Genomic DNA, 25,717 nt, shown 5'->3' with positions numbered 1-25,717 from the left:
GGCTGTCGATATTCACATCGGCAAAAACAACAAAAGGGACGCCACAGCGTCCCTTTTGTTTTACGTAGCCACTATCGCCAGTGACCGAAGAGTCAGATCCCCTGACGGGCTTCCTGCATCAACAGGCGCATATCGCTCACAGCCTTGGCCAGACCATCGAAAGCGGCGCGGCCGATGATGGCGTGGCCGATGTTGAGCTCATAGAGCTCGGGGATGGCGGCGATGGCCTTGACGTTGTGGTAGTGCAGGCCGTGGCCGGCATTGACCTTGAGCCCCTTGCCAGCGGCATAGGAGGCACCGGCGGCGATGCGCTTGAACTCGGCGTTGCGCTCGGCATCGGTGGTGGCATCGGCATAACGGCCGGTATGGATCTCGATAAAGGGGGCGCCGCTTTCGGCTGCCGCATCGATCTGGATAGGGTCAGCATCGATAAAGAGGGATACCTGAGCGCCCACGGCGGATAGGCGGGCGACGGCGTCCGTCACCTTGTCCAGCTGACCGGCCACGTCCAGACCACCCTCGGTGGTCACCTCGGTGCGCTTCTCCGGCACCAGACAGACGAAGTGGGGCTTGATGCGGCAGGCGATACCGATCATCTCTTCGGTCACCGCCATCTCCAGGTTCATTCTGGTCTGGATAGTCTGGCGCAGGATCTCCACGTCGCGGTCGGTGATGTGGCGGCGATCTTCTCGCAGATGCACGGTAATGCCATCGGCCCCGGCCTGTTCGGCCACGAAGGCGGCCTGTACCGGATCCGGATACTGGGTGCCCCGGGCGTTGCGCAGGGTGGCGATATGGTCGATGTTCACACCCAGATAGATTTCACTCATTGAGAACTCCTTGAAAGGCTTCATCTGTTGACTGCGCGGTCAGCGAATCACCCCGCGCCAATATCCGTATGTCTGTAATCTGTGTCAGCCTTGCATGCTGGCTTTGCGTTTTAAAAACAGCTCCCGGCTCTTTAGCTGGCGCTTGCCCAGATAGGGTTGCAAGGCCAATCGGCTGAAACGTTTGGCCGCCTGCAGCAAGGGAGGGGTATCGAAACGTCCCTCGGCAAAGGCGAGCAGGTGGGCACCGAGAAACAGGGTACGGGGATCCGGCGCCCGCTCGCAAGCAACAAAGCCCAATTCACGCTCGAAGCCATAGAGCAGAGTCGGCTCGATGGGCGACTCGTCGTCCGCCGTGTATTCGAAATCAACCGCATAACCAAGTGCCTGCAGTAGCAGGAACTCGAAGCGGCGCAGCGGCAGCTCCGGCGTCTCGCCATCGGCCAGCGCCATGATGGCACGGGCATAGGCGTCGAACACCTCGGGGAACGGCGTGTGCGCTTCCAGCAGGTAGTAGACCAGCTCGTTGAGATAGAGGCCGTAGAAGAGACGATCGCCCCCGAGTCGCAGGGAGTGATCCGGGCATTCGACCTGGGTGAGATTCTTGAGATCCCCCTTGCCGCGCCAGGCGATGGTGAGCAGGGTAAAGGGTTGCAGCAGCCCCTTGAGAGGGGAGCGTGGCCCGCGAGAACCGCGAGCCACCAGGGTAAAGCGGCCACTATCCTGGGTGAATACCTCGACCAGCTGGCTGGTCTCACGATAGGGCCGGCTATGGATGACGAAAGCCGGGGTCAGCAATCAGTCAGCGCCACTTAATCGTCACCGTAGCCAAGACTGCGCAGGGCGCGCTCGTCATCAGCCCAGCCCGACTTGACCTTGACCCACAGCTCGAGGTGCACCTTGTTCTGGAACAGCCGTTCCATATCGAGGCGCGCTTCGGTGCCGATGGTCTTGATCTTCTCGCCCTTGTTGCCGATGACCATCTTCTTCTGGCCATCGCGCTCGACCAGGATCAGGCCGTGGATGTGATAGATACCGCTCTCTTCCACCTTGAAGCGCTCGATCTCTACCGTCACCGAGTAGGGCAGCTCCTCACCGGTGAAACGCATCAGCTTCTCACGGATGATCTCGGAGGCCATGAAACGGGAGGAGCGATCGGTCACGTAATCTTCCGGGAAGAAGTGGACGTTCTCCGGCAGCAACGGCTTGGCCCACTCGCGGATCTTCTCCACGTTGGTGCCCTTCTGGGCACTGATGGGCAGGATATGGGCGAAGTTCATCTGCTGACCCAGCCACTCGAGGTGGGGCAGCAACTCCTCCTTCTCCTTGACGTTGTCGATCTTGTTGACCGCCAGCACCACCGGGCACTTGAGATTGCGCAACTTGCCCAGCACCATCTCGTCATCTTTGGTCCAGTGAGTGCCGTCCACCATAAATACCACCATGGCCACGTCGCCCAGCGAACTGGTGGCGGCGCGGTTCATCAGGCGGTTGATGGCCCGTTTCTCTTCAATGTGCAGACCCGGGGTGTCTACATAGATGGTCTGGTAGTTATCCTCGGTGTCGATCCCCAGAATCCGGTGACGGGTGGTCTGGGGTTTTTTCGAGGTGATGCTGACCTTCTGGCCAAGCAGCTTGTTGAGCAGGGTGGACTTGCCCACGTTGGGGCGGCCCACGATGGCGACAAAGCCGCAGTAGGTTGTATCTGTCATGACAGTTTTTCCAATGCTTGCTGCGCTGCGGCCTGTTCGGCCTTGCGGCGGCTGGTGCCGACCCCTTTGATCGGACCATCCAGACCTTCCACGTCACACTGGACGGTGAACTCCTGGTTGTGGGCTTCGCCCTTCACGTTGGTCACTGTATAGGTCGGCAGGGATTTGCGGCTTCCCTGCAGAATTTCTTGCAGACGGGTTTTGGGATCCTTCTGCTCGATGCCCGGCTTGATCTCCTCCAGACGGCTGGTGTACCAGCCCAGCAGCAGAGTGCGTACTGTCTCGAGATCACTATCCAGATAGACGGCGCCAATCACCGCCTCGACCGTGTCGGCCAGGATCGATTCACGGCGAAAACCACCGCTTTTCAGCTCGCCCGGCCCCAGGATCAGGTGATCCCCGAGGTCAAACTCGCGGCCCAGCTCGGCCAGGGTCTTTTCGCGCACCAGAGTGGCGCGCATCCGGCTGAGATCCCCTTCCGCCGCTTGCGGGAAGCGGTGGAAGAGATCGTCGGCAATCACCAGACTCAAAATCGAGTCACCCAAAAACTCCAGTCGCTCGTTGTGACGGGAGCCGGCGCTGCGGTGAGTCAGCGCCCGGGTCAGCAGTTCCAGATCCTGAAAGACGTGTCCGAGACGGGACTGCAGTCTGTTCATCTTGATATTCATTTACTTGATTCCGCCAATGCGGTTGAAGCGCACCCCTGTCGGTACCCAGCTTGGCAGCAGGGAGCCCTCTTCGCGCTCGAATTCAAAACTTATCCAGATAGCGACCGCCTTGCCAACCAGATTCTGCTCGGGCACAAAGCCCCAGAAACGGCTGTCGGTACTGTTGTCACGGTTGTCGCCCATCACGAAATATTGCCCCTCCGGTACCACCCACTCGTCGGGATAGGTGCCGGGCTGGCGATAGTAACGGCCAACCATATCGGGCATCAGCGGGTTGCGCAGGGTCTCGTGGGAGACATCGCCCAGCTGCTCGGTATAGCGGTCAAGGGGGATCCCCATCTGGGTAAATTCGCCTCTTTGTTCAAACTTGACATCGAGCTTCTGGAAGCCCGGGCACGTTTTCCCCTCCTGCTCCTCGCACTTGGGCCGGATCATCAGCTCCTTGTTGCGATAGATGACCCGATCCCCCGGCATGCCGACCACCCGCTTGATGTAGTCCACCCGCGGTTCGAGCGGGTATTTGAACACCACCACATCGCCGCGCTTGGGCTCACCGGTCTCGAGGAACTTGGTGTTGGTCACCGGGTCCCGCAGACCATAGGCAAACTTCTCCACCAGGATGAAATCGCCCACCAGCAGAGTGGGCATCATGGAGCCTGACGGGATCTGGAACGGTTCAAAGATGAACGAACGCAGGATCAGCACAAAGGTGATGACCGGGAAGACCCCGGCGGTCTGTTCAATCCAGACCGGAACGGGGGCCACCTTGGCCAGGGTTTTGTCATCCAGATGAGCGCCGCCATGGGCACGGGCCACGGCAATTTTGGCGGCTCGCTGTTTGGACCAAATCATCTTGTCCAGACACCAGATAACACCGGTGATCGCGCAGACCACCACCAGGATCAGGGAAAACGTGCTTGCCATCTATTAATCCTTTCCGACGTGGAGAATCGCGAGGAAGGCTTCCTGCGGCACGTCGACACGGCCGAGGGACTTCATCCGCTTCTTACCTTCTTTCTGCTTGTTCAGCAGCTTTTTCTTACGACTCACGTCACCACCGTAACACTTGGCAGTTACGTCCTTGCGCAGTGCCTTGACAGTGCTGCGCGCGATGATCTGGTTGCCGATGGCCGCCTGAATCGCGATATCAAACATCTGGCGCGGGATCAGCTCGCGCATCTTCTCCACCACCTGACGACCGCGATACTGGGCGTTGTCCTTGTGGGTGATGATGGCCAGCGCATCGACGCGCTCACCGTTGATCATGATGTCCAGACGCACCATGTCGGAGGTTTCGAAACGCTTGAAGCCGTAATCCAGCGAGGCGTAGCCGCGACTGGTGGACTTCAGGCGGTCGAAGAAGTCGAGCACCACCTCCGCCATCGGGATTTCATAGGTCAGCGCGACCTGCTTGCCGTGGTAGACCATGTTGGTCTGCACGCCACGCTTCTCGATACAGAGGGTGATCACGTTGCCCATGTATTCCTGCGGCAGCAGGATATGACACTCGGCGATCGGTTCGCGCATCTCCTTGATGCTGGTGATGGCAGGCATCTGGGCCGGGCTGTCGATATGGATGGTGGAGCCGTCGGTCAGCTCGATTTCGTACACTACGGTCGGTGCCGTGGTGATCAGATCCAGATCGTATTCACGCTCCAGACGCTCCTGAATGATCTCCATGTGCAGCATGCCGAGGAAGCCGCAACGGAAGCCGAAGCCCAGCGCAGTGGAGCTTTCCGGCTCGAAGAACAGGGATGCATCGTTCAGGGAGAGCTTGTCGAGGGCGTCACGGAACGACTCGTAGTCATCGCTGGAGATGGGGAACAGACCGGCATAAACCTGCGGCTTCACCTTCTTGAAACCGGCCAGCGCCTTGTCGGCACCGTTTTTGGCCTGAGTCAGGGTATCGCCCACCGGCGCGCCGTGGATATCCTTGATACCACAGACAACCCAACCTACCTCGCCGCAACCCAGCCCGTCGGTGTCCACCTGCTTGGGCGTGAAGATACCGATACGATCGACACCCCACACCTGACCGGTGCTCATCACCTTGATCTTGTCGTTCTTCTTCAAAGAACCGTTCTTGATCCGCACCAAAGAGACGACACCCAGATAGGAGTCGAACCAGGAGTCGATGATCAGCGCCTGCAGCGGCGCATCCGGATCACCTTCCGGCGCCGGGATTTTGGCCACGATCTCTTCCAGTACCAGATCAACACCGAGGCCAGTCTTGGCGGAACAGCGCACCGCATCGACCGCGTCGATACCGACGATATCTTCGATCTCTTCGGCAACCCGCTCGGGTTCTGCAGCCGGCAGGTCAATCTTGTTCAGTACCGGCACCACTTCCAGATCCATTTCCATGGCGGTGTAGCAGTTGGCCAGAGTCTGTGCCTCAACCCCCTGGCCGGCATCTACCACCAGCAGCGCCCCTTCACAGGCCGCCAAAGAGCGGGAGACCTCGTAGGAGAAATCCACGTGGCCCGGGGTGTCGATAAAGTTCAGCTGGTAGGTGTTACCGTCTTGTGCCTGGTAGTTCAGGGTCACACTCTGCGCCTTGATGGTAATGCCGCGCTCGCGCTCCAGATCCATGGAGTCAAGCACCTGAGCCTGCATCTCGCGGTCGGACAAGCCACCGCAAGTCTGGATCAGACGGTCCGACAGGGTCGATTTACCGTGGTCGATGTGCGCAATAATCGAAAAGTTACGAATGTGTTTCATCGAGCAAGAGTCACTCAAAATTGGTTTAAGGTCGGTTATGGAGGCGCGATTTTACTGGATAACCCGGCTGACGGCCATTCTTTAGTCGCCAACGCCAGTGAAATAGCGCCTGTTCGGTCAGGAGAGGGTACGGACGGGAACCACCACGCCGAGCATCTGCGGGCCGTAGCGCCCCTGATCCAGGCGGTTGGAAAAGTAACGAACCAGTAAAAAGCCGCCAGCGCCACCCAGCAGAGAGGCAAGAATGGTGACGCCCTCCCCCCCCGAGAGCAGCGGCGCCAGCCAGAGTTGCCCCAGCAGAGCGCTCGCCAGCAGGCAAAACAGCGGCAGCACATAGACCAGCGCGGCCCCGCGCAGCAGGCTCTCTTGCGGGATGCCGAGCCTGATTTGCTGGCCAACGCTCACCTCGGCGGTAAGGCGGATCCGCAATCGTGGGGCTTTCAGGGGAAACGCCTTGGCCACAGTACCGGTACCGCAACCGGATTGCTGCTGGCAGCCGCTGCAGGCAGAGCGCCGTTCGCACTCCACCCAGGCATGGTCACCCTCAATGGCTACTACGGTCGCCAGCTCTTCACTCATCTCGTTCACGGGAACACCTCGTGCTAATGCAATGGCAGGATCTGAACACGACTCACAGCCAACGGCAAACAGTGCACCACTGTGAACCCAGAGCATGGACTCACTGCACGGCCTCGTTGCGAGCCAGCGGCTGCACCGACTCGGCAATCCGTTTGGCGGTCTCGGCAGGCACTTCCCCGACCACGGTGATCTCAACCCCCACCTCGTTGACGAAGCTCACCAGCGAGGTGGCGCCCTGGCGGATCAGCTGCTGGCGCACCGCCTGCTTGGGATCGACCCGGGAGACGTAGACCGAGAGATCGACCAGCCCGTCGGAGAGCATCATGTAATCCACCGGCATACTGGTGGTCACCAGCTGGTGCCTGTCCTGCGACAGCACCTTGAAGCCATCGGGCAGCCAGGTCACCTGCCAGTTCAACTGCTGCTGCGGAGCCGGATAGGCATCTTCCAGCGCCAGCGCCGGGGGCAACTTGCTGTTGGCCAGGGTCACCAGCCAGGGGGCCGGCTTGTTCTGCAGCTCCAGATCCACCCCCAGCAGCTGCTCGACCAGATTGCCTTCCCGCTCCACCATGTCGACACGCAGCAGCAGATGGCTCTGCTCATCAACCCAGAGCATGAAGCCGTACTTGTCGGCCTCCTTGGGCACCAGCCTCACCACCTGAGCGACCACACCCGCGACGCGGCTGCGGCCGGCCAGCACGGGATCATAGCTCTGCAATACCCGGGAGAGCGGCATGCTGACCAGACTCGACCAGATGCCGGGGAAGCGGGCATCCTTCAGGGTGTAGGGATCATGGCTGTTTTCAAAGAAGGTGTATTCGTTCTCGCGCTGCAGATACTCGATCGCCTTGCCGTCGAGGTAGCTGAGATGCGCCACTTCTTTGCCATTGATCACGGCGTGGCTGATGCGGATCGGTTCAAGACGCCCCTGACGGGCCTTGACCATGGACAACTCGAAATTCTGTTGATGCACGGCACTCTGCATCTGCTGCAACAAGGCCTCGGCCGACTTGTCGTCGGCAGAGGCCTTGGCACTGATTAGCAGGAGAGAGGCCAGCAAAATACGGCTGGACTGGCGCACGTTTGTATCCCTGACAACTCGTTATTGTTGGATCTGTCTGTCTTGCAACAGGCGCTGCTGTAACTGGTGATCACGCAGGAAGGCGTTGATGCGTTCGCGCTGCTCCTGCATCTGCTGTTCGGTCATTCCCTGTTGCGGCCGAACGCGGTTGCCCTCTTGCGGATAGTGGACGCTCACTGGCGCGGCACTGCCACCGATGGGGATGGTATTGAGCACAGGGTTGTTCGGCACGCCGTCCTGACCCTGATACTGCTGCACCCCGAAGATGACGGCGGCAGCCACAGAAGCTGCGATGGCATATTGCCCCAGCTGCTGGCCAACCCGACGAAACAGGGGCACCACATTGGAATCTGTCTTGACCGGTGCAACGACCGGTTGCGCCACCGGAGCGGCCTCGACCGGCTTGGGTGCCAGTATGGTCGGCTCATCCTCCAGCGCAGCCATGATGCTGTCACTGAGATCCAGTTGCAGATTGACCGGCAGGTCACCCCGCATGGCATCGCCAATCAGGTGGTAACGACCCCAGGTATCTTGCAAGCCGGAGTCCATCTCCAGCTCGTTCAGTACCTCTGCGTCACTCAGCTCACCATCCATCAGGGCAGAGATTTGCTCTTTGTTTGCCATAAGTTAACCCGTCTTTCCCCAGTTAATTCTCGATCAGAGGTTGCAGCTTTTTGTCGATTGCTTCCCTCGCCCGGAAGATACGGGATCTGACCGTACCCACTGGGCAATCCATGATTTCGGCAATCTCTTCATAGCTCAGCCCTTCCAGTTCGCGAAGGGTGATCGCTGTCCTCAGGTCTTCCGGCAATGCCTCAATGGCTGAAAACACGGTGCGTTTGATCTCGTCAGTCAGCGCCAGGTTTTCCGGGGTTGAGACCTCTTGCAAGGCTTCACCGCCGCCATAAGACTCCGCTTCGTCAGCCTCCACATCACTGCTCGGGGGCCTGCGCCCCTGGGAGGTCAGATAGTTCTTCGCCGTATTCACGGCAATTCGGTACAACCAGGTGTAAAAAGCACTCTCGCCACGGAATGTCGGCAATGCCCGGTAGGCTTTGATAAACGCCTCTTGCGCCACATCGGGCACGTCGCCGGGGTTGTTGACATACCGGGCAATCAGGTTGACCACCTTATGCTGGTATTTTTTTACCAACAGGTTGAAAGCTGCTTTGTCGCCGCGCTGGACCCGTTCAACCAGCTGTTCGTCCAGTAGATTCTGGTCGCTCATCAGAGCCGTAAAACCCCCATCAGGTTATCGTTCTTCTTTTCCGGCCCTTCCTAAGCGCACAAGTTCAGACAGGGAGAATCAGAGAAAGTTCGAATCTGTTTAAAAAAATGTGATGCAGGCTGCATCCTCGCCCCCGCTTGGGCTACCATGGTGCCAGTTCTTAATCCAGGCCAATGATACTTATGAAAGCAAGTGTTGAATACCTTTGCGACGTACTGATCATTGGCAGCGGTGCCGCTGGTCTGACTCTCGCATTGCGATTGGCAGACCAGGCCAAAGTCCTGGTTCTGAGCAAGGGGCCCATCAGTGAAGGGGCCACTTTCTATGCGCAAGGAGGCATCGCTGCCGTGTTCGACGAGACCGACAGCATCGAATCCCACGTGAGCGACACGCTCAACGCCGGGGCCGGGTTGTGTGACCCGGCCGTGGTCGAGTTCACCGCCCGCCACGCCCGCGAGTCGATCCAGTGGCTCATTCAGCAGGGGGTTCCCTTCGATCAGGAGGAGAACGCCGAGGGCGAATCCCAATACCACCTCACCCGGGAAGGGGGCCACAGCCATCGCCGCATCTTCCACGCGGCGGATGCCACCGGCAAGGCGGTGCAACTCACCCTGATCGATCAGGTGCGCGCCCACCCCAACATCCAGCTGATGGAACGCTTCAACGCGGTCGACCTCATCACCACCCGCAAGCTCGGTCTGCCGGGCAACAAGGTGCTGGGCGCCTATGTCTGGAACCGCAATGCCGAACAGGTCGAGGTGGTTCGCGCCCGCTTCGTGGCGCTGGCTACCGGTGGCGCATCCAAGGTCTACCAGTACACCTCCAACCCCGATGTGAGTTCTGGTGATGGCATCGCCATGGCGTGGCGGGCCGGCTGCCGGGTGGCGAATCTGGAGTTCAACCAGTTCCACCCCACCAGCCTGTTCCACCCGGACGACCCCAACTTCCTGCTGACCGAAGCGCTGCGTGGCGAGGGTGCCTATCTGCGCCGCCCGGACGGCAGCCGCTTTATGCCGGAGTTTGACGAGCGGGCCGAGCTGGCACCGCGCGATATCGTCGCCCGCGCCATCGACCACGAGATGAAGCGACTCGGTGCCGACTGCATGTATCTGGACATCAGCCACAAACCGGCCGATTTCATCATCAAGCACTTCCCGACTATTTATGAACGCTGCCTCGCGGTCGGCATCGACATCACCAAGGAGGCGATGCCCATCGTGCCGGCCGCCCACTACACCTGTGGCGGCGTGATGATCGACAACAATGGCCAGACCGACATCCCCGGACTCTACGCCATCGGCGAAGTGACCTATACCGGTCTGCACGGTGCCAACCGGATGGCCTCCAACTCCCTGCTGGAATGCGTAGTCTACGCCCATCAGGCGGGGGCCGACATTCTGGCCAAGCTGCCGATGAGCGCCGAGCCGCCGCGCCTGCCCGCCTGGGACGAAAGCAAGGTAGAGGATTCTGACGAACTGGTGGTCATTCAGCACAACTGGCACGAGCTGCGGCTTATGATGTGGGACTACGTGGGGATAGTGCGCACCAACAAGCGCCTCGCTCGTGCCAAGCGCCGCATCGATCTGCTCAAGCAGGAGGTGCAGGAGTACTACGCCCACTTCCGGGTCTCCAATAACCTGCTGGAGCTGCGCAACCTGTTGCAGGTGGCCGAGCTTATCGTCAACTGCGCCCTGCAGCGCAAGGAGTCGCGCGGCCTGCACTACAACCTTGATTATCCAGAGATGCTGCCGGACTCGAAACCGACCGTACTGACCCCGGAGCGGGATTGAGCCCCTCTCCTGCCATACCAATGACCCCGCTTCGGCGGGGTCATTTTTTTAGGGCCATCCGGACAAAGCGCTACCCAGTTCCTTGCTCCTGCAAAGAGGTAACTCGGGAAGATGTGAGATCGCTCAGCGCCGGTCGGCAGGAAAGTTGATTGCCCGGGCCAGCAGGCGGTAGTGGTCGGGGGCCAGCGCATCGGCGAAGAGCCAGAGCACGCAAGCGCGCCCCTGCTCCGGATGCAACTCAAGGCGCAGCACGCCGGGTAGAATGCGGCTCTTGTTGCCGAGCCGATAGGATACGCTCTGCCAGCGCAGCCACTGGCCATCCCACTCCAGCTCGAACGGGATACGAGGCAACGCACGCCAGCTCAGGGCGAACGCCAGCAACCAGACGGGAACAAACAGCGCCCACTGCCAGCCGGTTACGAGGGCGCTGACCGGCCAGAGCAGCAACAGAGATAGGGCCACCAGCCAGTAGCGCTGATGGCGGGAGGGGTGAACAGGGATGATCACCCGCTCCACGACATCAGGCCTGACGGTCGTGACGGGCCTGATTGCGCTCCAGGATCATCTTGATCATGGCGCTGAAGGCGGGATCGGCCGGCACTGCGTGCCCCATGGTCCAGCGGAACAGGTCCGGATCATCGCTCTCCAGCAGGCGGATAAAGGTCTGCTGATCGGCTTCGCTCAGGGAGTCGAACTCGTATTCGAAAAAGGGCATAAAAACAACATCCAGCTCGAGCATGCCACGGCGGCAGGCCCACTTCAGGCGGGATTTTTCAACTGGGCTCAACATGGAACTCTCCTTACAAAGACCCGGGGATGGTACCAGCTGGATTTTCCGGCTGACAAACATTAGTTACGTCTTTACCATGCAGGTCACATACTTTCTCTCTGGAATACCATCGTGAGCCTGCAACCCCCTGTTTTTCCTGCCGAGCCGACCCGCTTCGCCCTGACCAAGATAGCCATCACCCGACTGAGTGGTCAGGATCGCGTCAAATATCTGCAAGGTCAGGTCACCTGCGACGTCAACGCCCTGCAACCGGGGCAGAGCACGCTGGGTGGTCACTGTGATCCCAAGGGCAAGCTGTGGAGCGATTTTCGCCTGCTCTGCCTTGAAGAGAGCCTGCTGCTGCTGACTACCCCTTCGGTACTGGAGCGCCAGCTGCCGGAGCTGAAAAAATTTGCCGTCTTCGCCAAGGTGGAGATTGCCGCCGATGAACGCCATGCCACCGGTCTGGCTGGCAAGGGCACGGATGCGTGGATCGCCGCGCAGTTTGGCCTGGAGCAGAACGGCCTTATCGCTGGCGGCATGGCGGTGAAGATCGAACAGGATCGCTGGCTGCTGGTGAGCAGTGAGCAAGCCGATGCGCTGCCGGCGGGTGACGAATCCCTATGGTGGGGTCTCGAGATCAAGGCCGGTCTGCCGCACATGGAGGCGGTGCATCAGGGCGAGTTCATCCCGCAGATGCTCAACCTGCAGGCGCTCGATGGCATCTGCTTCAACAAGGGCTGCTACATGGGGCAGGAGACGGTAGCCCGCGCCAAATATCGCGGCGCCAACAACCGCGCCCTGTTCCTGCTGGCAGGTAGTGCCAGTGAGCCGGTCAATGCGGGCGATACGCTGGAGATCCAGCTCGGTGACAACTGGCGTCGCAGCGGCATGGTGCTCAACGCCTGGCAACATCAGGGTCAGGTGTGGCTCACCGCCGTATTGCCAAAAGATACCGAAGCTGACGCCCGTTTTCGCCTCAAGCAGGAGGAGAGCTCGCAGCTCACCCTGCAACCCCTCCCCTACGAACTGACCGAGTAAGGTCGGCTAGCGAGGCACCCGCGCCAGCAGGGCCTCCTTCAGCCAGCGCCCCGCCTGCCCCAGCGGGCGGGCGCGATGCCACTGCAACTCCAGCGCCAACGCATGGCTGGCGATAAATTCGGGCTCCAGCACCACCACCTCGCCCCGCTTCAGCGGCTGATGCAGCAGAAATTCCGGAACCGCGGACCAGCCAAGGCCCCGCTTGACCAGCTCCAGCACCCCGAGATCCCCCTCGACCCACCACACCTGAGCCGAGATGCGAAAACGCTGGCGCTCGCACCCTTCCCGTCGTCCGGTGACCATCAGCTGGCGCGCCCCCTGCAGATCGACCTCCCGCAGCGGCTGCTTGCGGGCCAATGGATGATCCGGTGACACCACCAGCGGCATGGTCACCTCCCCCAGCGAACGGGCGACGATCTCCCGCTGGGGATGCACCTTCTGGTAGCTGATGCCGAGCTGGGCCCGGCCGGTCACCAGCATCTCGGTCACATCCTCCATCAGCGGGAAGAGCAGCTCCAGCTCCACGGTCGGATAGCGGGTGGCAAACTCCTCCAGCAAGGTACCAAGCCAGGGCAGGTGAGAGTCATCGTCGATGGCCAGGGTCAGGCGCGACTCCACACCGGCAGCCAGTTCGCCGGCAATGGACTGCAACCGCTCACTCTGCGCCAGCAGGATACCCGCCTCCTGCACCATGCGCGCCCCCGCCTCAGTCAGCTGCGGATAGCGACCGCTGCGGTCAAACAGGGTTAGCCCCAGATCGATCTCCAGATTGGCGATGGCGCTGCTCACCACCGACTGTGCCTTGCCAAGCTTGCGGGCAGCGGCGGAGAAGGAGCCGCTCTCGGCGGCGGCCAGCAAGATTTTCAGTTGTTCCAGCGATGGATTCACCCTTCTACTCCTCTTTTTGGATCCCGACAGGCCAGTCATCTATCTATTTTAGCGATAGATACCAACGTGAAACCATCGCAATTTGGCGATAGATTGTCCCCATGTTTTCAACGTAACTGTTCAAGAGAGTGATTTATGCGTACCCGTAACGACCGCATCCGCCAAGCCATCGGCTTTGAAGTGATTGGCCTGCTGATTGCCGCCCCGCTGGCCAGCTGGGCGACCGGCATTCACCTCAGCCACATGGGGCCGCTGGCGCTCTTCTTCTCGGTGATGGCGACCCTCTGGAACTACATCTACAACATCGGGGTCGACAAGCTGCTGCTCAAATATCAGGGCCACACCTACAAGAGTGTCTGGCAGCGGGTGGTGCACGCCATCGGCTTCGAAGGGGGTCTCCTGACCGTGGCCCTGCCGGCCATGGCCTGGTGGCTCAACGTCAGCATGCTGGAGGCGCTGGTGCTGGATCTGGGCTTCGTTGCCTTCTATCTGGTCTACGCCTTCGTCTACAACTGGGTTTACGACAAGGTATTCCCGATCCCGGGCGAGTCGATGCCGCACCTGCAGCAGAATGCACTGGGTTGAAGAGAGACCGGCAACAAAAGGTAAAAACAGGGCACCATCATGAAACGTAATGATGGTGCCGGAGAGGAGGTCGGGACGCGCTGACCGGGTGGTCAGCGGCAGGGGATCAGGCCTGAGCCTTGGCGGCTTCGCTGCTCTCGGCCTCTTCGCTCTCCTGTTGGGCCTGGGCGGCCTGCAGGGCTTCCAGTTCGTTCTGGTAGTCGCTCAGGATCTGCTGGGCCACTGCCATGTCACCCTTGTGCTTGCGCTCGAACAGATGGTGCTGCACCACGCCGTTGAGATACTCCACCGTGATGGGCTGCTCAAGGGTTCCCATCAACTCCTCTTTCTCCAGCTCGGCATTGATTTCATCGGCGGTCGTGCGCAGCAGCCCGGCCAATTGAACCAACATGCGGCGCTCACCTTCGCGCAGCAGGCTCAACATGCGGTTTCTCTGCTGCTCATTCTGTTGGGTCATACATTTCCTTACGTCGATAGGGAACAATCCCGCTCATTCTGCCCTGTCCCCGAGACAGCGTCTATCTCATGCCCCCCACTAATTTTCGGCGTTCGCTCACAAATGGCGCCAGATGCTATTTGCTCCGGCTCTGGGGTATAGTAGCCGCTGATTTTCGGGATATTTCTGCAACAAAAGGGTGTCCCGCCAGCTTATTCATCGAGGCGAACTTCTCCGTTATGACCGATGCCATTGTGGTGCTCTGCACCTGCCCCGACCAAACCAGTGCCGACCTCCTGTGCGAACAGCTGCTGAACCGCCAGCTGGCCGCCTGCATCAATCAGCTGCCGGGGGTCACCTCCGTCTACCGCTGGCAGGGCAAGGTGGAGCGGGCAACCGAGATCCAGCTCGTCATCAAATCCCGTCAGCCGCTCTTTGCCGAACTGCAGGCGTGCATTCTGGCCCATCACCCCTATGAGGTGCCCGAGCTGCTGGCCCTGCCGGTGAGCGCCGGCCTGCCCGCCTACCTCGACTGGCTCAAGGAGGAGACACCATGATGTGCAGTCGCCTGTTCACCCTCCTGCTGGTGCTGCTGACGCTGGCCACGGCCGGACTCGCGCCGGCCCGGGCCAGTGGCACCGATATTCTCGGCTCCCTCGGCCTTGCGGCGAACGCCAAACCGACGTTCCTCAAGGTGGATGAGGCGTTTCGTCTCGAGAGCGAACAGCGGGGTGATCAGCTGCTGCTGACCCTCAACATCGCTGACGACTACTACCTCTATCGCCACAGCCTGCGCTTCAAGGGAACCAACCTCACCTTCAGCGACCCGGCGCTGCCGGAGGGGAGCGAGCATGAGGATGACTTCTTCGGCAAGACCCGGGTCTACTACCAACAGGTGACCATAGCCGTGCCGCTGCGAGAGGTGGGCGAGCACGCTACCCTGCGCCTCACCTATCAGGGCTGTACCGATGGTCTCTGCTACCCGCCGACCGACAAGCTGATCGAGGTTGCCCAGCTCGCCGCATCTGGCACGGATAACGCGCAGGCGGCCAACCCGTCACTCAGTCAGCAGGATCAGCTGGCCGCCGCCCTCGGCAGCCAGGGCTTCTGGCTCAGTGTCGCCGCCTTCTTCGCGCTGGGGCTGGGGCTCGCCTTCACCCCCTGCGTCTTCCCCATGTACCCCATTCTGACCGGCATCATCGCCGGCGCCGGTCATCGCCTCTCCACCGGCCGCGCCTTCCTGCTCTCCATGGTCTATGTACAGGGGATGGCGGTGACCTACACCCTGCTCGGACTGGTGGTTGCCTCGGCAGGGCTGAAGTTCCAGGCTGCGCTGCAACACCCCTACGTGCTGATCGGCCTCTCGGCGATGTTTGTGCTGCTCGCCCTCTCCATGTTCGGGCTCTACACCCTGCAGCTGCCGAGCAGCTTGCAAACCCGGCTCTCCGGCCTCTCCAACCGCCAGCACGGCGGCTCGGTGGCCGGGGTCGCCATCATGGGAATGATCTCCGGTCTGGTCTGCTCCCCCTGCACCACGGCGCCGCTATCGGGGGCGCTGATCTACGTGGCCCAGAGCGGCGATCTCTGGCTTGGCGCTGCGGCGCTCTACGCCCTCTCGCTCGGGATGGGGCTACCGCTGCTGCTGCTCGGCACCTCGGGCGGCAAGCTGCTGCCCAAGGCGGGGGCCTGGATGGATGTGATCAAGCAGCTGTTTGGCTTCGCGTTGCTGGCGGTACCGATCCTGCTGCTCTCAAGGCTTTGGAGCGATCAGATCACCACCCTGGCCTGGCTTGGCTGGGGGCTGCTGCTGTGCGGCTACCTTTATCATCACAACCAGCACCAGCCCCACTCGGTGGCCAAGAGCCTGCGCGGCTTTGTACTGCTGCTGGCGATGATCAGCGCCGTAGTGGTGGGCAAGGATCTGCTGCAACCGCCCGCTACCGGCGCGGTCACGACGGGCACCAACCAGAGTGCTCCGCAGTTTGTCCGCATCAAGACGCTGGCTGATCTCAAAGTGCAGCTGGCTGCCGCCCGTGGCAAGCCGGTGCTGCTCGACCTCTACGCCGACTGGTGCGTCGCCTGCAAGGAGTTCGAGCACAAGACCTTCAGCGACCCGGCAGTGCGCGAGCGTTTCGGCCAGATGGTACTGCTGCAGGCGGATGTCACGGCCAACGACGATGCCGATGTCGAGCTGCTCAACACCCTCAATGTACTCGGGCTGCCGACCCTCATCTTCTTCGACCGTGAGGGCAAGGAGCTGACAGGCCAGCGGGTCACCGGCTTTATGGGGCCGGCGGAGTTCCTCGCTCACCTCGACAGGGTCAGCAATGCCAAGTGAGCTGCGCCGATTGCAGGCAAGCGATGCGCCGGCCTTGCAACGTCTGCTTGAACTGGCCCCGTCCTATCAGGCGGCAGTGAGCGATGAGCCCCTCTCCCCAGATGCCGCAGAAGAGGAGCTGGTAGCCTGTCCACCCGGCCTGCCGCTCTCTGCCAAGCATCTCATCGGCCACTGGGAAGAGGGGGAGCTGACCGCGGTGGTGGATCTGCTGCGTGGTTATCCCGACCCGACCACCGCCTATCTGGGGCTGTTGCTGGTAGGGGAACCCTGGCAAGGTGCTGGTCGTGGTCAGGCGCTCTATCGCCACGCCTGCTCGCTGGCGCGCTCATGGGGAGCCACCCGGCTTCGCCTGTCGATCATTGCCAGCAATGAATCCGCACTCTCTTTTTGGCAGCGCAGAGGGTTCACCGAGTGCTATCGTCGCGAGCTGGCCGGCTATCGGGCCGAGGCCATCGTGCTGGAACGCGCACTGGAACCGTGAGCCGAGGTTTGCCACCGCCCGTTCGCGTGGCACAATCTGCCCTCCCGTTTTGCTCTTTTTGCACCTGTTCGGAGTTTTGATGAAAAAGTGGTTCATCCCCCTGCTGGCCCTCTGGCTGTTTGGTTGTAGTGCAGGGCCCGGAGAAGATGTTATCCGCCAGCAGGTTACCGCCAAGTTGCTGGCCGAAACGGATGCCAACCTGTTCGATATCAGTGACTTCACCATCCTCGGCAAGGAGGAGCGGATGGAGGGAATCTATCTGGTCAAGGTGAGCTACCAGCTTCACTTCAAGCAGGGACTGGATCAGCTGCAGGTGCTGCACGATGAAGATCTGATTTATGACCGTGTCGGCCCCTTCCAGCAGGAGATGGGACTGATGGAGCTTGAGCGCAAATATGGCGAGTTCGAAGCGGGTCAGGTACTGCCGCAAGAGGCTGAGGTGTGGATGATGAAAAGTGAACAGGGGTGGCGGCTGGCTGAACCGGCGCAATAAAGGGCTGCCCGCCCCTTACTCTCTGCAAGCTCGGCAACGGCAGCTCTGCCGTGGTTGACCAGCTCAGACCTGGGTATCGACCCGATACCCTTTCCGCTCTGCGGGTTCACCCGGCAGCTTGCTGGCCAACCCCGACAGCACATCCTTGAGGGTGATCCCGCTATCTGCCGCACCGCTGCTCTCCAGAAGCTTGGTCAGCTGGCTCTGCAAGGGGTCAATCGCGTCGTTCTGCCCCCCTTGGCTGCTCTCTTTGTCCTTCCCGCCTGGTTGATCCAGCGTCTCCAGCAGACGCGCCAGATCCCGTTTCAGCGGGCTCTCGCTGTTGTCGGTGAGCGCAATCTTTCGTTGCTCCTGTTCTTGCCGCTGTTGTTGCTGCAACGCCAGCTGTTGCTCCTGCTGCTGTTGCAGCGCTCCCATCATGGTATTGATGAACGCCTCCAGCGAGTCCTTGATTGAAATATTGCTCCCGCCGCCCCCTTCTCTTTTCGACGACAGTCCGAGATTATCGAGTACAGAGCCAAGGTCGCGCACCATCCGGCTGTCACTGCCAGTTGATGATGACAGCGTCGTCCTCGCCAATGGCTGCGCGGTAGAAGATCCCTGCCGTTGCACCAGCGGGCTGGGCCCGCCTGACGCGACCACATTCATCTCCATCCCGCCCCTCCTTCACATCTTTTTCTGTCAGCGAACCCGCTCTTGTTCGCCTGACCCGGCATAACTCTCACACCTAAAAGATAGCGCCAACCGGAAGGGATTGGCGCTAACGCATGTTTTGGTCTATCAGGCTGTGCGCTAGTGCAGTGCCGCTATAAACAAGGGCTGGCGGGGCACAGTGCCCCGCCAGTGACTCAGAAGATATCCTTGAAACGGTGCCACAGCATCCCCAGCGCCAGCAGCGGAGAGCGCAGCGCCGGGCCACCCGGGAAGGTGATGTGAGGCACGCTGGCGAAGAGATCGAAACCCCGGCTCTCGCCGCGGATTGCCTCGGCTACCAGCTTGCCCGCCATATGGGTGGCGTTGAGACCGTGGCCGGAGTAGGCCTGGGCATAGAGCACGTTGGGGTGAACCTTCAAGCGGCCAATCTGCGGCAGCCGGTTGGCGCCGATCCCGATCATCCCGCCCCACTGGAACTCGATGGCGGTGCCAGCCAGCTCGGGAAAGACCCGCAGCATCTTGGGCAACATGAAGGCCTTGATATCGCGGGGATCCCTTCCCGAGTAGTTGCAGGCCCCGCCGAACAGCAGACGACCGTCGGCGGAGAGGCGGTAGTAGTCGAGGGCCACGTTCTGATCGCACACCGCCATGTTTTGCGGCAGCAAGCGCTGGCGCAAGCGGCGATCCAGCACCTCGGTGGCAAGGATGTAGGAGCCGGCCGGCAGCACCCGCCCTCCCAGCTCCGGATTGAGGTCGTTGAGATAGGCGTTGCAGCCGATCACCAGATAGTCAGCAGTGACACGGCCGTGGGCGGTGGTCACTTCAACCTGCTTGCCGTAATCGATATGAGTCACTCTGGAGTGTTCAAACAGGGAAACCCCGAGGCTGGCAGCCGCACGAGCCTCACCGAGCGCCAGATTGAGGGGATGCAGATGGCCGGAGCCCATGTCGATGAGGCCGCCGATATAGCGATCCGACCCCACCACACTATGGATATCTTCGCGTGGCACCAGCTTGAGTTCGTGCTCATAGCCGAGGCTCGCCAGATGGTCGAGATCTTCCTCGAAGCCGGCCAGATGGCGCTGACGGGTGGCCAGATCGCAGTAACCCCAGGTGAGGTCGCACTCGATATTGAAGCGCTCGACCCGCTCGCGCACCAGCTGCACCGCCTCCAGCCCCATCAGGTCGAGCTCGCGTACCCCCTCCTCACCAATCCAGCGGGCAAACTGGCTGGTATCGTGACCAATACCGCGAATAAGCTGGCCACCGTTGCGCCCGGAGGCCCCCCAGCCGATGCGGTTGGCCTCCAGCAGCACCACCTTGTAGCCTGCATCAGCCAGGTTGATGGCGGTGTTGAGGCCGGTAAAACCGCCACCGATAATGCAGACATCCGCTTTCAGCTCGGCCTCGAGTTCCGGCCACTGCTGCGGATCGTTGCGGGTCGCGGCGTAGTAGGAGGCCGCGTGCTCCTGATATCCGATGTGCTTTCCTGCCTGCATGTTCAGCATCCTGCCTTGTTGCAAATTGTTTAATAAAATAAGCAAACTTGTTTCGATAATACCCAGCTACGGCACGGCAAACCAGCTGCCGCGGATCACAGAAATGCAAAAGGCGCCCCGAAGGGCGCCTTTTCATGCAATCAAGGTGCTGTAACGAATTACAGTACGTTGATGGCGTTCAGGTCGGAGAATGCTTTCTCCAGACGAGCGATCATGGAAGTCTGACCTTCACGCAGCCATACGCGCGGGTCGTAGTACTTCTTGTTCGGCTTGTCGGCACCTTCCGGGTTGCCCAGCTGACCTTGCAGGTAAGCTTCGTTCTTCTTGTAGAAGTGCAGCAGACCTTCCCAGGTTGCCCACTGGGTGTCGGTGTCGATGTTCATCTTCACTACGCCGTAGGAGATGGACTCGCGGATCTCTTCCAGAGTGGAACCTGAACCACCGTGGAATACGAAGTCCAGAGACTTGGCAGGAATACCGAACTTCTCGGAAACGTATTTCTGGGAAGCGTCCAGGATGGACGGGGTCAGCTTGACGTTACCCGGCTTGTATACACCGTGTACGTTACCGAAGGAGGCAGCGATGGTGAAACGCGGGCTGATCTTGGACAGACGCTCGTAAGCGTAAGCAACATCTTCCGGCTGGGTGTACAGAGCGGACTGATCCATGTGGCTGTTGTCGACGCCGTCTTCTTCGCCACCGGTGCAACCCAGTTCCAGCTCCAGAGTCATGTTCATCTTGGCCATGCGGGTCAGGTACTCGCAGCAGATGTCGATGTTCTCTTCCAGAGACTCTTCGGACAGATCCAGCATGTGGGAGGAGAACAGCGGCTTGCCGGTTTCAGCAAAGTGCTTCTCGCCCGCTTCCAGCAGACCGTCGATCCACGGCAGCAGCTTCTTGGCAGCGTGGTCGGTGTGCAGGATTACCGGCACGCCGTAAGCTTCGGCAACAGCGTGAACGTGCTTGGCACCGGAGATGGCACCCAGGATGGCAGCTTTCTGACCTTCCAGCTTCAGACCCTTACCAGCGGTGAACACGGCACCACCGTTGGAGAACTGAACGATAACCGGCGCTTTAACCTTGGCGGCAGCTTCCAGTACGGCGTTCACGGAGTCGGTACCAACGCAGTTTACGGCCGGCAGAGCGAAGCCGTTCTCTTTAGCGATGGCGAACACTTTCTGAACGTCATCACCAGTGATCACGCCGGGTTTTACGAAGTCGAAAATTTTCTTAGACATGTTTAATCGTCCTGTCTCGTATGCCGTTAATAAAAAATGGGGGGTTCATCATGAACCGGCACAGCGGGCACATGATAAACGAAACGGGAGGCTTTTGCCCCCCGTTCCGGGTCAATTAGGCTTTGGCGCGCTGTTCCAGAATCTCAACAGCCGGCAGAACCTTGCCTTCTACGAACTCCAGGAAGGCGCCGCCGCCAGTGGAGATGTAGGAGACTTTGTCAGCGATGCCGAACTTGTCGATGGCAGCCAGGGTGTCACCACCGCCAGCGATGGAGAAGGCCGGAGAAGCAGCGATGGCTTCGGCGATGATCTTGGTGCCTTCAGCGAACTGGTCGAACTCGAACACGCCGACGGGGCCGTTCCACAGGATGGTCTTGGCGTTCATGATGATGTCAGCCAGAGCCTTGGCAGAATCCGGGCCGATGTCGAAGATCATGTCGCCGTCGGTCACATCGTTAACAGACTTGATGGTGGCCGGAGTGGACTCGGAGAACTCGGCACCCACGACCACGTCGGTGGTCACAGGAATGTCGGTTTCGGCAGCCAGTTTCTTGGCGGTGTCGATCAGGTCGTGCTCGCACAGGGACTTGCCGACGTTGTGACCGGCAGCAGCGATGAAGGTGTTGGCGATGCCACCACCGACGACCAGCTGGTCAGCGATCTTGGAGAGGGATTCCAGTACGGTCAGCTTGGTGGAAACCTTGGAGCCGCCAACAATGGCAACCATCGGGCGCTCGGGCTTCAGCATGGCTTTGCCCAGCGCTTCCAGTTCACCAGCCAGCAGCGGGCCGGCACAAGCTACCGGAGCGAACTGAGCCACACCGTAGGTGGAACCTTCGGCGCGGTGAGCAGTACCGAACGCATCCATTACAAAGACGTCACACAGGGCGGCGTATTTTTTGGCCAGCTCTTCGGTGTTCTTCTTCTCGCCTTTGTTGAAACGGCAGTTTTCCAGCACAACCAGCTCACCGGCAGCGACTTCTACGCCATCCAGGTAATCCTTGGCCAGGCGAACCGGGCAGGACAGAGCGTCTTTCAGATAGTTGACAACCGGCAGCAGAGAGAACTCTTCGTTGTACTCGCCTTCGGTCGGACGACCCAGGTGGGAGGTGATCATCAGCTTGGCGCCCTTTTCCAGAGCCAGCTTGATGGTCGGCAGGGTAGCGACGATACGTGCATCGGAGGTGACCTTGCCGTCTTTTACCGGCACGTTCAGGTCAGCACGGATCAGAACGCGTTTGCCCGCCAGATCCAGGTCAGTCATCTTGATAACAGACATATTCAGTCCTCTATATTTTCCAGGTAATGTTAAAAACAGTAACCTTTCGCCCGGGGCAGGCTCAGCCTGCAACCATCATGGCCCGGGTGGTATCCAGCATCCGGTTTGCGAAGCCCCATTCGTTATCGCACCACATCAACATCTTGACGAGGTTGGCATCGCTCACCCGGGTCTGGGTACCATCAATGATGCATGAGTGCGCATCATGATTGAAGTCTACGGAGACCAGCGGTTCTTCCGTGTAATCCAGAATACCGTGTAATGTACCTCTGGATGCCCGTTGCAGGGCTTGATTTACGTCACTAACTGTCACTTTTTTACGAACAGTAATACTCAGATCCATCGCTGTTACATTGATGGTCGGCACCCGCACCGCGATCGCCTCGAACTTGCCGGCGAAGTGGGGCAGGATACGCTCCAGCCCCTTTGCCAGCTTGGTATCCACCGGAATGATGGACTGACTGGCAGCGCGGGTTCGGCGCAAGTCACTGTGGTAGGCATCGATGACTTGCTGATCATGCATGGCCGAATGAATTGTCGTAATAGTACCACAATTTATCTCGAATTCTCGATGCAATGTTTCAATCACCGGCACCACGCAATTGGTGGTACAAGAGGCGTTGGAGACGATCCGCTCCCGTCCGGTCAGCACCTGATGGTTGACCCCGTAGACGATGGTGGCGTCCACATCTGCTTCGGCCGGATGAGAGAAGAGTACCTTGCCCACCCCCGCCGCCAGATGGAGTTCGGCATCGGCCCGCGAGCCAAATACCCCGGTGCAGTCGAGTACCACATCCACCCCCAGCGCCCGCCACGGCAAGTTCGACGGATCCCGCTCGGCAAACAGGGAGATGAGATCCTCCCCCACCAGCATGCTGTTGCCAGCCAGCTGCACCGGATAGTGAAAACGGCCGTGGCTGGTATCGAAGCGGGTCAGATGCACCATGGCTTCGGGGGCCGCCAGCTCGTTGATGGCGACGATCTTGATGGTCTTGTCGCGCCCGCTCTCGTAGAGGGCTCGCAATACATTGCGGCCGATCCGTCCGTAACCGTTGATGGCAATCTTGATCATCTGGCAGCCAGTTCCTTACCACAGATTTGCTAGCGCATGGGCTAGAGAAAAGAGCAGCCGACCGGCTGCCCGGGCCCGGCTCACGACAGCAGGGCATCCTTGAATTCACCGCGGGCCAGCAGGGCCGCCCCGAACACCCCGGCACTGTCGCCAAGGGCTGGAGCAATAATGGGGGCACTGAAACGGGGATTAAAGAGGAAGGGCAAAATAGTCTCCCGTCCCACACTGTACAGGCTCTGCACGTTGCCCACCCCGCCACCGATGACGATCACATCCGGGTCGAGAATGTTGACCACATTGGCCAGCGCCTGACCAAACAGCAGGTGCAGCCGGTCGATGGTGAGCTTGGCCACATGATCGTGGGCGGTGGCGGCCGCGATTTGCGCCAGCGACAGCCGACGCTTGGCCTTGGCCTCGTACCAGGCCTCCAGCGCCGGGCCGCTGATCAGGGTCTCGACGCAGCCGTGCTTGCCGCAGTAGCACTCGGGGCCGTCGGGAGAGAGCACGTTGTGGCCCCACTCACCGGCGATACCGTGATGACCGTTGAGAATGCGGCCGTTGATGACGATGCCGGAGCCGACCCCGGTGCCCATGATGATGCCGAATACAACCTTGGCATCGGGATGGTGCTGGCGCACCGCCCCCAGATGGGTTTCTGCCAGCGCGAAGCAGTTGGCATCGTTGGCAATCAGCACCGGCACGCCCAGCTTACGCTCCAGATCCTCCTTGAACGGTTTGCCGTTAAGCTCGGTGGTGTTGCAGTTCTTCATCAGGCCGGTCTGCGGATCCCGCGCCCCCGGCGTGCCCATGCCAATGACGGTCGGGCGCTGGCCAATCTTCTCGGCGCACTCAGCTACCAGCTTGGCGATCTGGCCGATCATATGCTCATAACCGCCCGCCCGCTCGGTGGGGATGCGGTGGCGCAGCAGCACCTCGTCGCCATCCAGCACCACGCATTCACACTTGGTACCGCCAAGATCGATACCCCAATCCAGTGACTTGCTGCTCATCTTGCCTCCTGCACGGACGCCACGCGCTCGTCGTCGCAGCGCCATTTTTAATGTAAAACGGGGCCTTGCGGCCCCGGATATCAAACAAACTCTTCTTCTCTCACCCCGGCCTTAGCGGCCGTGGTACTGGGCGGAGAGCTCGTGTACCGCGTTGACGAACACGCCAGCGTGTTCCGGGTTCACATCCTGATGGATGCCGTGGCCGAGGTTGAATACGTGGCCGTTGCCGTGGCCGAAACCGGCCAGAATGGAGGCGACCTCTTCACGGATGCGAGCCGGGGTAGCGTAGAGCATGGAGGGATCCATGTTGCCCTGCAGCGCCACCTTGTCACCGACCCGACGCTTGGCGTCGGCAATGTCGGTAGTCCAGTCCAGACCCAGCGCATCGCAACCGGTGGCGGCGATCTGCTCCAGCCACTGGCCGCCGTTCTTGGTAAACAGGGTGACCGGCACGCGGCGACCGTCGTGCTCGCGGATCAGGCCATCGACAATCTTGTGCATGTACTGCAGGGAGAAGTCGCGGTAATCACGCGGGGTGAGCACGCCGCCCCAGGTGTCGAACACCATGACAGCCTGCGCACCCGCCTTGATCTGGGCGTTGAGATAGCTAATTACGCTGTCGGCCAGCTTATCGAGCAGCAGGTGCAGGGTTTGCGGCTCTGCGTACATCATCTGCTTGATCTTGGTGAATGCCTTGGAGCTGCCCCCCTCCACCATGTAGGTGGCCAGGGTCCATGGACTGCCGGAGAAGCCGATCAGCGGCACTTCGCCCTTCAGCTCGCGGCGGATGGTGCGCACCGCATTCATCACATAGCCCAGCTCATCTTCCGGATCCGGAATGGGCAGCGCCTGCACGTCGGCCATGGAGGTGATCGGGCGCTCGAAGCGCGGGCCTTCACCCTGCTCGAAGTAGAGACCCAGTCCCATGGCATCGGGCACGGTCAGGATGTCGGAGAAGAGGATGGCGGCATCGAGCGGGTAGCGGCGCAGCGGCTGCAGGGTGACTTCACAGGCCAGCTCGGCATTGCGGCACAGGGACATGAAATCCCCCGCCTGGGCGCGAGTCGCCTTGTATTCCGGCAGATAGCGCCCTGCCTGGCGCATCATCCATACCGGCGTCATGTCTACATCCTGACGCAGCAAAGCGCGCAGGTATCGATCGTTCTTCAGCTCTTTCATCCCAGTTCCTGAATTCATATCACGCATAAAATGGCGGTCATAATACCACTTTGCCCAGTCAAGCGGACTGCCCAAAACGTGGCAAATGGGTGATCGGTTGCAAAGATGTGAAGGGGCGCAAACCTGACCGCCCCGTTTTTAAAAAGAAG

Annotated in this window: 28 protein-coding genes; 7 read left to right on the top strand and 21 right to left on the bottom strand. The window is 60.4% G+C overall.

Going from position 1 to position 25,717, the window contains the following annotated elements; all coding sequences use genetic code 11:
- Positions 1 to 92: 92 nt before the first annotated feature.
- From pdxJ to rpoE, 10 genes are all read right to left on the bottom strand, one after another.
- On the bottom strand, positions 93 to 830 hold the full coding sequence (gene pdxJ, locus AACS24_RS18495; RefSeq protein WP_005335389.1) for a pyridoxine 5'-phosphate synthase: 738 nt from the start codon (positions 828 to 830) through the stop codon (positions 93 to 95).
- Positions 831 to 914: 84 nt separating this feature from the next.
- On the bottom strand, positions 915 to 1,625 hold the full coding sequence (gene recO, locus AACS24_RS18490) for a DNA repair protein RecO (RefSeq protein ID WP_005335391.1): 711 nt from the start codon (positions 1,623 to 1,625) through the stop codon (positions 915 to 917).
- Between the two features lie 14 nt (positions 1,626 to 1,639).
- Entirely contained in the window at positions 1,640 to 2,539 is a 900-nt protein-coding gene (era, locus tag AACS24_RS18485; RefSeq protein WP_033112795.1) for a GTPase Era, read from the bottom strand.
- Entirely contained in the window at positions 2,536 to 3,207 is a 672-nt protein-coding gene (rnc, locus tag AACS24_RS18480; protein ID WP_033112794.1) for a ribonuclease III, read from the bottom strand. The genes era and rnc overlap by 4 nt, the downstream gene beginning before the upstream one ends.
- Positions 3,208 to 4,131: a signal peptidase I gene (lepB, locus tag AACS24_RS18475; RefSeq protein ID WP_033112793.1), complete on the bottom strand. Its 924-nt coding sequence runs from the start codon at positions 4,129 to 4,131 to the stop codon at positions 3,208 to 3,210. It abuts the gene before it with no gap.
- Between the two features lie 3 nt (positions 4,132 to 4,134).
- Positions 4,135 to 5,928 (bottom strand): translation elongation factor 4, encoded by a 1,794-nt coding sequence (gene lepA, locus AACS24_RS18470; protein ID WP_033112792.1) that lies wholly within the window; start codon positions 5,926 to 5,928, stop codon positions 4,135 to 4,137.
- Positions 5,929 to 6,045: 117 nt separating this feature from the next.
- Positions 6,046 to 6,507, bottom strand: a complete 462-nt coding sequence (locus AACS24_RS18465; RefSeq protein ID WP_108571603.1) for a SoxR reducing system RseC family protein — start codon at positions 6,505 to 6,507, stop codon at positions 6,046 to 6,048.
- Between the two features lie 100 nt (positions 6,508 to 6,607).
- Positions 6,608 to 7,588: a MucB/RseB C-terminal domain-containing protein gene (locus AACS24_RS18460; RefSeq protein ID WP_033112790.1), complete on the bottom strand. Its 981-nt coding sequence runs from the start codon at positions 7,586 to 7,588 to the stop codon at positions 6,608 to 6,610.
- Between the two features lie 21 nt (positions 7,589 to 7,609).
- Entirely contained in the window at positions 7,610 to 8,212 is a 603-nt protein-coding gene (locus tag AACS24_RS18455; protein ID WP_033112789.1) for an RseA family anti-sigma factor, read from the bottom strand.
- A 22-nt stretch (positions 8,213 to 8,234) separates the two neighbouring features.
- A complete protein-coding gene (gene rpoE / locus AACS24_RS18450; RefSeq protein ID WP_033112788.1) occupies positions 8,235 to 8,816 on the bottom strand; it encodes an RNA polymerase sigma factor RpoE in 582 nt (193 codons plus the stop codon).
- A gap of 182 nt (positions 8,817 to 8,998) precedes the next feature.
- On the opposite strand from rpoE, the gene nadB reads away from it, so the two are divergent.
- The gene (gene nadB, locus AACS24_RS18445) at positions 8,999 to 10,606 is read left to right on the top strand and encodes an L-aspartate oxidase (RefSeq protein ID WP_108571590.1); all 1,608 of its coding nucleotides are present in this window, start codon (positions 8,999 to 9,001) and stop codon (positions 10,604 to 10,606) included.
- 123 nt (positions 10,607 to 10,729) lie between these two features.
- Here the strand turns inward: nadB and AACS24_RS18440 are convergent, their stop codons facing one another.
- Entirely contained in the window at positions 10,730 to 11,107 is a 378-nt protein-coding gene (locus tag AACS24_RS18440) for a protein YgfX (RefSeq protein WP_108571602.1), read from the bottom strand.
- A 19-nt stretch (positions 11,108 to 11,126) separates the two neighbouring features.
- Positions 11,127 to 11,396 carry an FAD assembly factor SdhE gene (locus tag AACS24_RS18435; RefSeq protein ID WP_108571589.1) on the bottom strand — a complete coding sequence of 90 codons (270 nt, stop codon included), beginning with the start codon at positions 11,394 to 11,396 and terminating at the stop codon, positions 11,127 to 11,129.
- Positions 11,397 to 11,507: 111 nt separating this feature from the next.
- On the opposite strand from AACS24_RS18435, the gene ygfZ reads away from it, so the two are divergent.
- A complete protein-coding gene (gene ygfZ / locus AACS24_RS18430) occupies positions 11,508 to 12,416 on the top strand; it encodes a tRNA-modifying protein YgfZ (protein WP_181364232.1) in 909 nt (302 codons plus the stop codon).
- Between the two features lie 6 nt (positions 12,417 to 12,422).
- Here the strand turns inward: ygfZ and AACS24_RS18425 are convergent, their stop codons facing one another.
- Complete coding sequence (locus AACS24_RS18425; RefSeq protein ID WP_108571588.1) at positions 12,423 to 13,304, bottom strand: LysR family transcriptional regulator; 882 nt, start codon at positions 13,302 to 13,304, stop codon at positions 12,423 to 12,425.
- Positions 13,305 to 13,439: 135 nt separating this feature from the next.
- Between AACS24_RS18425 and AACS24_RS18420 the strand changes: the two genes are divergently transcribed.
- Positions 13,440 to 13,889: a PACE efflux transporter gene (locus tag AACS24_RS18420; protein ID WP_108571587.1), complete on the top strand. Its 450-nt coding sequence runs from the start codon at positions 13,440 to 13,442 to the stop codon at positions 13,887 to 13,889.
- A 106-nt stretch (positions 13,890 to 13,995) separates the two neighbouring features.
- Here AACS24_RS18420 and AACS24_RS18415 read toward each other — a convergent pair whose 3' ends face one another.
- Complete coding sequence (locus AACS24_RS18415; RefSeq protein ID WP_041210630.1) at positions 13,996 to 14,346, bottom strand: hypothetical protein; 351 nt, start codon at positions 14,344 to 14,346, stop codon at positions 13,996 to 13,998.
- A 218-nt stretch (positions 14,347 to 14,564) separates the two neighbouring features.
- Here AACS24_RS18415 and cutA point away from each other — a divergent pair, with 218 nt between their 5' ends.
- The 4 genes from cutA (at position 14,565) to AACS24_RS18395 (ending at position 17,637) form a co-directional block, all read left to right on the top strand.
- Positions 14,565 to 14,882 (top strand): divalent-cation tolerance protein CutA, encoded by a 318-nt coding sequence (gene cutA / locus AACS24_RS18410; protein WP_042029703.1) that lies wholly within the window; start codon positions 14,565 to 14,567, stop codon positions 14,880 to 14,882.
- Positions 14,879 to 16,663: a protein-disulfide reductase DsbD gene (locus AACS24_RS18405; RefSeq protein WP_108571586.1), complete on the top strand. Its 1,785-nt coding sequence runs from the start codon at positions 14,879 to 14,881 to the stop codon at positions 16,661 to 16,663. The genes cutA and AACS24_RS18405 overlap by 4 nt, the downstream gene beginning before the upstream one ends.
- The gene (locus AACS24_RS18400) at positions 16,653 to 17,144 is read left to right on the top strand and encodes a GNAT family N-acetyltransferase (protein WP_108571585.1); all 492 of its coding nucleotides are present in this window, start codon (positions 16,653 to 16,655) and stop codon (positions 17,142 to 17,144) included. Before AACS24_RS18405 ends, AACS24_RS18400 begins: the two co-directional genes overlap by 11 nt.
- Before the next feature lie 79 nt (positions 17,145 to 17,223).
- On the top strand, positions 17,224 to 17,637 hold the full coding sequence (locus tag AACS24_RS18395) for a hypothetical protein (protein WP_108571584.1): 414 nt from the start codon (positions 17,224 to 17,226) through the stop codon (positions 17,635 to 17,637).
- A gap of 63 nt (positions 17,638 to 17,700) precedes the next feature.
- Here the strand turns inward: AACS24_RS18395 and AACS24_RS18390 are convergent, their stop codons facing one another.
- From AACS24_RS18390 to hemE, 7 genes are all read right to left on the bottom strand, one after another.
- Positions 17,701 to 18,291 carry a hypothetical protein gene (locus AACS24_RS18390; protein ID WP_108571583.1) on the bottom strand — a complete coding sequence of 197 codons (591 nt, stop codon included), beginning with the start codon at positions 18,289 to 18,291 and terminating at the stop codon, positions 17,701 to 17,703.
- Between the two features lie 194 nt (positions 18,292 to 18,485).
- Positions 18,486 to 19,790 (bottom strand): NAD(P)/FAD-dependent oxidoreductase, encoded by a 1,305-nt coding sequence (locus AACS24_RS18385; protein WP_108571582.1) that lies wholly within the window; start codon positions 19,788 to 19,790, stop codon positions 18,486 to 18,488.
- Positions 19,791 to 19,948: 158 nt separating this feature from the next.
- Positions 19,949 to 21,028 (bottom strand): class II fructose-bisphosphate aldolase, encoded by a 1,080-nt coding sequence (fbaA, locus tag AACS24_RS18380; protein WP_033112775.1) that lies wholly within the window; start codon positions 21,026 to 21,028, stop codon positions 19,949 to 19,951.
- A gap of 115 nt (positions 21,029 to 21,143) precedes the next feature.
- A complete protein-coding gene (locus tag AACS24_RS18375; RefSeq protein WP_108571581.1) occupies positions 21,144 to 22,307 on the bottom strand; it encodes a phosphoglycerate kinase in 1,164 nt (387 codons plus the stop codon).
- A gap of 61 nt (positions 22,308 to 22,368) precedes the next feature.
- On the bottom strand, positions 22,369 to 23,379 hold the full coding sequence (gene epd / locus AACS24_RS18370) for an erythrose-4-phosphate dehydrogenase (protein WP_108571580.1): 1,011 nt from the start codon (positions 23,377 to 23,379) through the stop codon (positions 22,369 to 22,371).
- An 80-nt stretch (positions 23,380 to 23,459) separates the two neighbouring features.
- Entirely contained in the window at positions 23,460 to 24,389 is a 930-nt protein-coding gene (locus AACS24_RS18365; protein ID WP_108571579.1) for an ROK family protein, read from the bottom strand.
- A 111-nt stretch (positions 24,390 to 24,500) separates the two neighbouring features.
- Positions 24,501 to 25,568 carry a uroporphyrinogen decarboxylase gene (gene hemE / locus AACS24_RS18360; protein WP_005354434.1) on the bottom strand — a complete coding sequence of 356 codons (1,068 nt, stop codon included), beginning with the start codon at positions 25,566 to 25,568 and terminating at the stop codon, positions 24,501 to 24,503.
- Positions 25,569 to 25,717: the final 149 nt, after the last annotated feature.

This window comes from Aeromonas sp. HMWF016 (assembly GCF_963878195.1).
Lineage (GTDB): Bacteria > Pseudomonadota > Gammaproteobacteria > Enterobacterales > Aeromonadaceae > Aeromonas > Aeromonas lacus.
Note: the sequence above shows the minus strand (reverse complement) of the source record. Positions and strands in the feature narration are given on the sequence as shown.